Genomic DNA, 6489 nt, shown 5'->3' on the forward strand with positions numbered 1-6489 from the left:
TCCCTGCCAATAACCCCCTCTTGGGAAAGGCAATCGTGCTACTCAACCGAATGTCGCTGCGCAGTACAGCGGTGATCGGCGCGGCGACCCTCGTCGCGGGTGCGACGTTCGCCGTCTCCGCGTTCGCGGACGACGGGGTCGACCCGGAAATGGCGGCCAGCGCCGCCGTTCCGGACAGCGAGGAATCCGCAGCCGACACCGAAACCGGGGAGGACGAGTTCTTCGCCTCCTCCGAGCTGACGCAGGAAGAACTCCAGGAGCTGCGACAGCAGGCCCGGGGAGAGAGCGAGGCCGCCCTCGGCGCCGGGGTCAGAACGGCCCAGGGCGACGGGAGCGACATCGAGGAGGAAGAGGAAGAGGAGGAAGAGGAGGAGGTTCCCGAGTTCACCGGGGACCCCAAGTCGATCGCCCTCGACATGGTCCTCGCGGAGGGCTGGGGCGAGGACCAGTTCTCCGGCTGCCTCGAACCCCTGTGGGAGAAGGAGAGCAACTGGAACCACACCGCCTCGAACCCGAGTTCGGGCGCGTACGGCATCCCCCAGTCGCTGCCCGGCAGCAAGATGGCCTCCCACGGCTCCGACTGGCAGACGAACCCCGCCACCCAGATCGCGTGGGGCATCGACTACATCAAGGGGCGCTACGGCACCCCGTGTGAGGCGTGGGCCCACTCCCAGTCCATCGGCTGGTACTGATCCCGAGCACACGACGGCCCCCGCGGGACACCGCGGGGGCCGTCGTGTGCCCGGGGCCCGGTCAGAGGTGCGGGGTGAAGGTCTCCACGACCTCCTCGTGGAGGTCGTCGTAGAAGTCCCCGTCCTCGCGCGGGACGTTGACGCTCACCATGTAGAAGACCCTGCTGCCCTCGTGTTCCATGCTGATCGCGTAGGACCAGAAGCGGCGCTCCGGTGTCGCCCACGACTCGTTGGTGAAGTCGGACTCCACCATCGCGACGTCCCAGCCCTCCCCGTAGTCGTCCTCGTCGAACTCCTCCAGCTCCAGCTCGGAGTAGTCCGTCGTGATGTCCTGGTCCGCGTCGGTGCCGCCGTTGGTCTGCCGGAGGTACTCGGCGCTCGTCCCCGTGAACTCCTCCTCCGTCCACCCGGTCACCCACACCTGGTGGTCCCTGCCGGGGGCGACGAACACCGCGAGGCTGTTGTCGATCTCGCTGTCGTCGACCTCCCAGCCCGCCGGGTGGGCCACGTCGAACCACTGCGAGCTGAACGTGTCCAGCTCGTCGTAGGAGGGCGGCTCCCCGCCGTCGTCCCCCTCGGCCGCGGCGGCCTGCTCGCCGCCGCTGCCGCCGCCGGGCTCCGCGGACGGGGACGGCTCCTCCGGAGGCGCGCCGCCCTGCGTCGGCGCCTCCTGGGGGGCGGCCTCCCCCGCGGCGCCGCCCGACCTCAGGACCACGGCCACCGCGACCACGGAGACGAGGAGGAGGGCCAGCAGGCCGGCGCCGACGCCGAACAGCACCCTGGCCGTCGATGCGCTCCCGGAACCGGACCGCCCGGAGCCGCCGTGGCCCCCCGAGTGGAGGGGGCCCGTGGCGCCTCCGCGGCCGCCCGTGCCGCCCCCGCCGGAGTGCCCGTACGGGGCGGCCGGGCGTCGGCCGGGCGGGAAGGGGGTCTGCGGCGTCACCGGGCCCCCGGGGCGGGGCCGGCCCTGGGGGAGGGGCGTCCCCGGGCCGTGCCCGGTCGTCCCGGGGCCCGTGGGGCGGCCGCCGGCCCGTGGCCCGGCAGCGGGGTACCCGCCGCTCCGGAAACCGTGGGCGTACGGGGAGCCGCCGGCGCCCGGGGCGGTGCCGGGGCCTGTGCCCGCCGCGCCCGCCGCGACCCCCGCGACCCCCGCGGCTCCGGCGGCGCCCGCCGGGCCGACGCCCCCGCCGGAGGTCCCCTGCCCGCGCAGGAGCGCCAGCGCGCCCTCCACCGTCAGCCGCCGGTCCGGGTCGCGCTCCAGGAGGCCGGTGATGACCGGCTCCAGCCGTCCGGCACGCGTCATCGGCGGAAGGGGCGCCGAGATGACGGCGGCGATGGCCGCGGTGAGGCTGTCCCGGCGGAACGGCGACGTGCCCTCCACCGCCGCGAACAGGGTCACGCCGATGCTCCACAGGTCGCCCCGGTGCTCCGCGGGCCCGCCCTCCAGGCGCTCCGGCGGCATGTACTCCGGGGAGCCGATCAGCGCACCCGTCCGGGTGATGCTGGGACCGCCCTCCATGGTGGCGATGCCGAAGTCGGTGAGGATCACCCGGCCGTCCAGGGACATCATGATGTTGCCCGGCTTGATGTCCCGGTGCAGGACTCCGGCCGCGTTCGCCGCCTGCACCGCCTTGAGCAGGGACTCCGCGATCTCCGCGACGGTGTCGGGCGGGAGGGCGCCCTGTTCGTTGAGCCGGTCCTGGAGGGACCCGCCCTCCACGAGCTCCATGACCACCCACGGGTCGCCGTCGTACTCGAAGACGTCGTGGACGGTGATCACCGTGGGATGGCTGATGCGCGCCGCCGAACGCGCCTCGCGGCGGACCCGCCCGTGCGCGTCGGCGCGCTCGGAGTCGGTGAAGTGGTCGGGGAGGAGCACCTGCTTGATCGCGACGACGCGGTCCAGGGACGGGTCGAAGGCTTCCCAGACCACGCCCATACCGCCGCGTCCGAGTTCACGGCGCAGGATGTAGCGGTCCGCGACGATCTGTTCGCTGTCGCTGTCGCTGTTGCTCGACATGTACTGCCCTCTCGAAGGCGGGCCTTTCGGGTGCTCTGACAAGGATGTCGGACGCCTCCCGCGTGTGGAAGGTTCCCGGGGGGCAGGTGAGTGGAACCGGAGCGCCGCACGGCCGTCGCCCCCGCGGACCGGCCGCCGCCCGGCGGCGGGGCGCCCCGCCCGCGCGGAGCGCCCCGCGGACACCGCGGACCGCCGCCCGCGGGGACGGCTCCCGCCTACCGGGAGTTGGTCATCTTCAGCACGTCGAGGGCGTCGTCCAGCTGCTCCTCGGTGAGCTTGCCCGCCTCGACGTAGCCGCGCTCCAGGACCACCTCGCGGATGGTCTTCTTCTCCTTGAGCGACTGCTTGGCGACCTTGGCGGCCTCCTCGTAGCCGATGTAGCGGTTGAGCGGGGTGACGATCGACGGCGAGGACTCGGCGTAGACGCGGCACTGCTCGGCGTTGGCCTCGATGCCCGCGACGCAGCGGTCGGCGAACACCCGCGAGACGTTGGACAGCAGCCGGATCGACTCCAGCAGGTTGCGGGCGATCATCGGCAGCTGCACGTTCAGCTCGAAGTTGCCGCTTGCACCGCCGAAGGCCACCGCCGCGTCGTTGCCCACGACCTGCGAGGACACCTGGAGGACGGCCTCGCACAGGACCGGGTTGACCTTGCCGGGCATGATCGAGGAACCGGGCTGGAGGTCGGGCAGGAAGATCTCGCCCAGGCCCGTGGTCGGGCCGGAACCCATCCAGCGGATGTCGTTGGCGATCTTCGCGAAGCCGACCGCGACGGTCCGCAGCTGGCCGGACAGCTCGACCAGGCCGTCGCGTGCGCCCTGCGCCTCGAAGTGGTCGCGGGCCTCGGTGAGGGGCAGGCCGGTGTGGGACGCGATCTCGGCGATGACACGGGCCGAGAAGCCCTCGGGGGTGTTGATGCCGGTGCCGACGGCGGTGCCGCCGAGCGGGAGCTCGGCCACGCGCGGGAGGGAGGCCTCCAGGCGCTCCACGCCGTAGCGCACCTGGGCGGCGTACCCGGCGAACTCCTGGCCGAGGGTCACCGGGGTGGCGTCCATCAGGTGGGTGCGGCCGCTCTTGACGACGGACGCGAACTCCTCCGCCTTGCGGGACAGCTCGCCCTCCAGGTGCCGCAGCGCCGGGACCAGGTCGTTCTGTACGGCGGCCGTGGCGGCGATGTGGATGGAGGAGGGGAACACGTCGTTGGACGACTGGGAGGCGTTGACGTGGTCGTTGGGGTGGACGTCGAGGCCGGTGCGCTCCTTGGCGACGGTCGCCACGACCTCGTTGGTGTTCATGTTGCTGGAGGTGCCGGAACCGGTCTGGAAGACGTCGATCGGGAACTCGTCGTTCCACTTGCCGTCCGCCACCTCCAGGGCGGCCTCGCGGATCGCCTTGCCGAGGTCCTCGCCGATGACGCCGAGCTCGGCGTTCACCTTGGCCGCGGCGGCCTTGATCTGGCCGAGGGCGGCGATGTGGGCGCCTTCGAGGCCCTGGCCCGAGATCGGGAAGTTCTCGACGGCGCGCTGCGTCTGAGCCCGCCACTTGGCCTCGGCCGGGACCTTGACCTCACCCATCGAGTCGTGCTCGATACGGAACTCACTCATTGCAACCCATCTCTCCTGGGAAAACCTGTGACACAAAGCCTGCCAGACGCATCCGGGCACACCGTCACCTCACCCGGGCTTGGCGGTGTTGCACGCGTCATGTTGACATCGCCGCAGGTGGAAGCGGACGCGTTCAGGAACCGATGCCGCGGCGGGGCGCCCGGCGGAGCCGGCCGAGGAAGCGGCGGCGCCTCGGCGCGCGCACGCGGACCACCCCGAAGAGCGAGAAACCGTCGATCTCCAGCACCGGGGGGTCGGACATGCCGGAGCGGCGTGCGGTGGTGGTGCGCCGCCCCAGGAACGACCAGCCGGTCAGGCGCACCTCGACGCCCTCGGGGACGTCGATCTCCACACGGCCCAGGACGGCGGTCACGGTCATCCGGTGGTGGTTGTGCATGAGGAGGGCCTCGCGCATGTCCACCTCCACCCGTCCGACGACGGCGACCGCGTACTCGCCCGGGTAGGCGACCCAGCGCCCCCGGCGCGCGGTGTTGCCGAACAGCCCGACCAGGGGCTGCGGGTCCAGGCGGATGGGCTGGCGCTCGACGGGGAGGAGGTCGGCGGTGATCCCGGGGAGCTCGCCCAGGGTGAGGGCCCCGTGCACGAGTGAGGAGCGCTCCTCGAACTCCTCCAGGTCGATGCGGCCGTCGGCGGCGGCGTCGCGCAGGGCCTTCAGCACGCGCTCGCGGTCCGTGTCGGAGGCGCGGAGCCGCTCGGGGGACACTTCCTCACTCACACCGCCACCCTAGTGCGTGCCCGGCGGACCGGGACGCGGTCGCGGCCCCGCGGGGCGGCGGCTCCCGCAGTTGTGCGCGCCGGGTTCCCTTGGGGGTCTCGCGCGGTTCACCGGACGCGCATAGCTTCCTACCGACAGCACACGGTGAGGGCGTGGAGGGCGGGAGCGGGATGCGCGGAACCGGTACATGGAGGAGAGGGGCCCGGGCGGCGGGCGCGCTCGGGGCGGCGCTCGCGGTGGCGGCGGTGCTGGCGCCCGCCACGGCGGCGGCCGACTCCCCGGAGCGGGAGCCCGGGGGAGGGCCGCCCCTGTCCGTGGACGGCGGCGCGTGGCCGTCCGGGCACGTCCAGGGCGCCGCGCTCGACGAGGAGAAGGGGCACATGTACTTCTCCTTCACCGACACCGTCGTCAAGACCGACCTGGACGGCCGGGTGATCGGCACGGTCACCGGCCTCACGGGCCACCTCGGCGACCTCGACTTCAACGACCGGGACGGGCGCGTCTACGGATCGCTGGAGTACAAGGCGGCCGAGGCGTTCTACATCGCGATCTTCGACGGCGACCGCATCACGCGGCCGGGCATGGACGCGGAGGACGACCGCGTCCTGACCACCGTCCACCTGGACGAGGTCGTCGAGGACTACACCGCGGACATGGACGGCGACGGCGTGTTCGACGGCAACGTCGCCGACACGGCCGACCACCGCTACGGGTCCAGCGGCATCGACGGGGTGGCCTTCGGCCCCGAATTCGGCCGCGGCGGCGGCCGCGAGGTGCTGACGGTCGCCTACGGCGTCTACTCCCACCCCGGGCGCGCCGACAACGACCACCAGGTCCTGCTCCAGTACGACACCTCCTCGTGGAGGCGGTACGAGCGCCCGCTCGACCAGGACGCCCCCCACACCAGCGGCCCGCCCCGGGTCGGGGGCAAGTACTTCGTGTACACCGGCAACACCACCTACGGCGTGCAGAACCTGGAGTACGACGCGCACACCGGCGACTGGTTCATGGCGGTCTACGAGGGCGTCAAGCCGCACTTCCCCAACTACTCCCTCTTCGTGGTCGACGGCTCCCGGCCCCCGGTGCGGGGCACGGTCCGAGGCCAGGAGGACGACGAGCAGGGCCTGCTGCTCCCGCTGCGCCGGGACGGCATGCTCCACGGGGAGTCGGGGGTCCGGGGCTGGGACACCGGCGGCCAGTACGGCCTGGTCTCCCTGGACGACGGTCGCTTCTACGTCGTCGAACGCGGCCGGCGCACCGGGGACGGGGGCACGCTGGAGACCGGGGTCGCCCACCTGAACCGGTGGACGGCGGGGACCCCCGACCCCTTCACGCCCCTGGGCGGCTGAGAGACGCACGCGGGCCGGCCGGCGTGGCGGCGCTGGCGCCGCTCGCCGCCCTGGTCGTCCACTTCGGGGTGGGGCGCGGGCGCGAGTT

General features: G+C 72.8%; 5 protein-coding genes. 2 read left to right on the forward strand and 3 right to left on the reverse strand.

Annotated features, from left to right (window positions below):
- Window positions 1-50 precede the first annotated feature (50 nt).
- A complete protein-coding gene (locus tag ABZ234_RS27050) occupies window positions 51-692 on the forward strand; it encodes a lytic transglycosylase domain-containing protein (protein ID WP_355013902.1) in 642 nt (213 codons plus the stop codon).
- A 61-nt stretch (window positions 693-753) separates the two neighbouring features.
- Here the strand turns inward: ABZ234_RS27050 and ABZ234_RS27055 are convergent, their stop codons facing one another.
- From ABZ234_RS27055 to ABZ234_RS27065, 3 genes are all read right to left on the reverse strand, one after another.
- Window positions 754-2712 (reverse strand): protein kinase, encoded by a 1959-nt coding sequence (locus ABZ234_RS27055; protein WP_355013900.1) that lies wholly within the window; start codon window positions 2710-2712, stop codon window positions 754-756.
- Between the two features lie 215 nt (window positions 2713-2927).
- Window positions 2928-4316, reverse strand: coding sequence for a class II fumarate hydratase (locus ABZ234_RS27060; RefSeq protein ID WP_267946546.1), 1389 nt, complete (start codon window positions 4314-4316; stop codon window positions 2928-2930).
- A gap of 133 nt (window positions 4317-4449) precedes the next feature.
- Window positions 4450-5040: a DUF1707 domain-containing protein gene (locus tag ABZ234_RS27065; RefSeq protein WP_267950515.1), complete on the reverse strand. Its 591-nt coding sequence runs from the start codon at window positions 5038-5040 to the stop codon at window positions 4450-4452.
- A 164-nt stretch (window positions 5041-5204) separates the two neighbouring features.
- Here ABZ234_RS27065 and ABZ234_RS27070 point away from each other — a divergent pair, with 164 nt between their 5' ends.
- Window positions 5205-6401, forward strand: a complete 1197-nt coding sequence (locus ABZ234_RS27070) for a hypothetical protein (protein WP_355013901.1) — start codon at window positions 5205-5207, stop codon at window positions 6399-6401.
- Window positions 6402-6489: the final 88 nt, after the last annotated feature.

The sequence above is a fragment of the Nocardiopsis sp. NPDC006198 genome, from assembly GCF_040613895.1.
Lineage (GTDB): Bacteria > Actinomycetota > Actinomycetes > Streptosporangiales > Streptosporangiaceae > Nocardiopsis > Nocardiopsis tropica.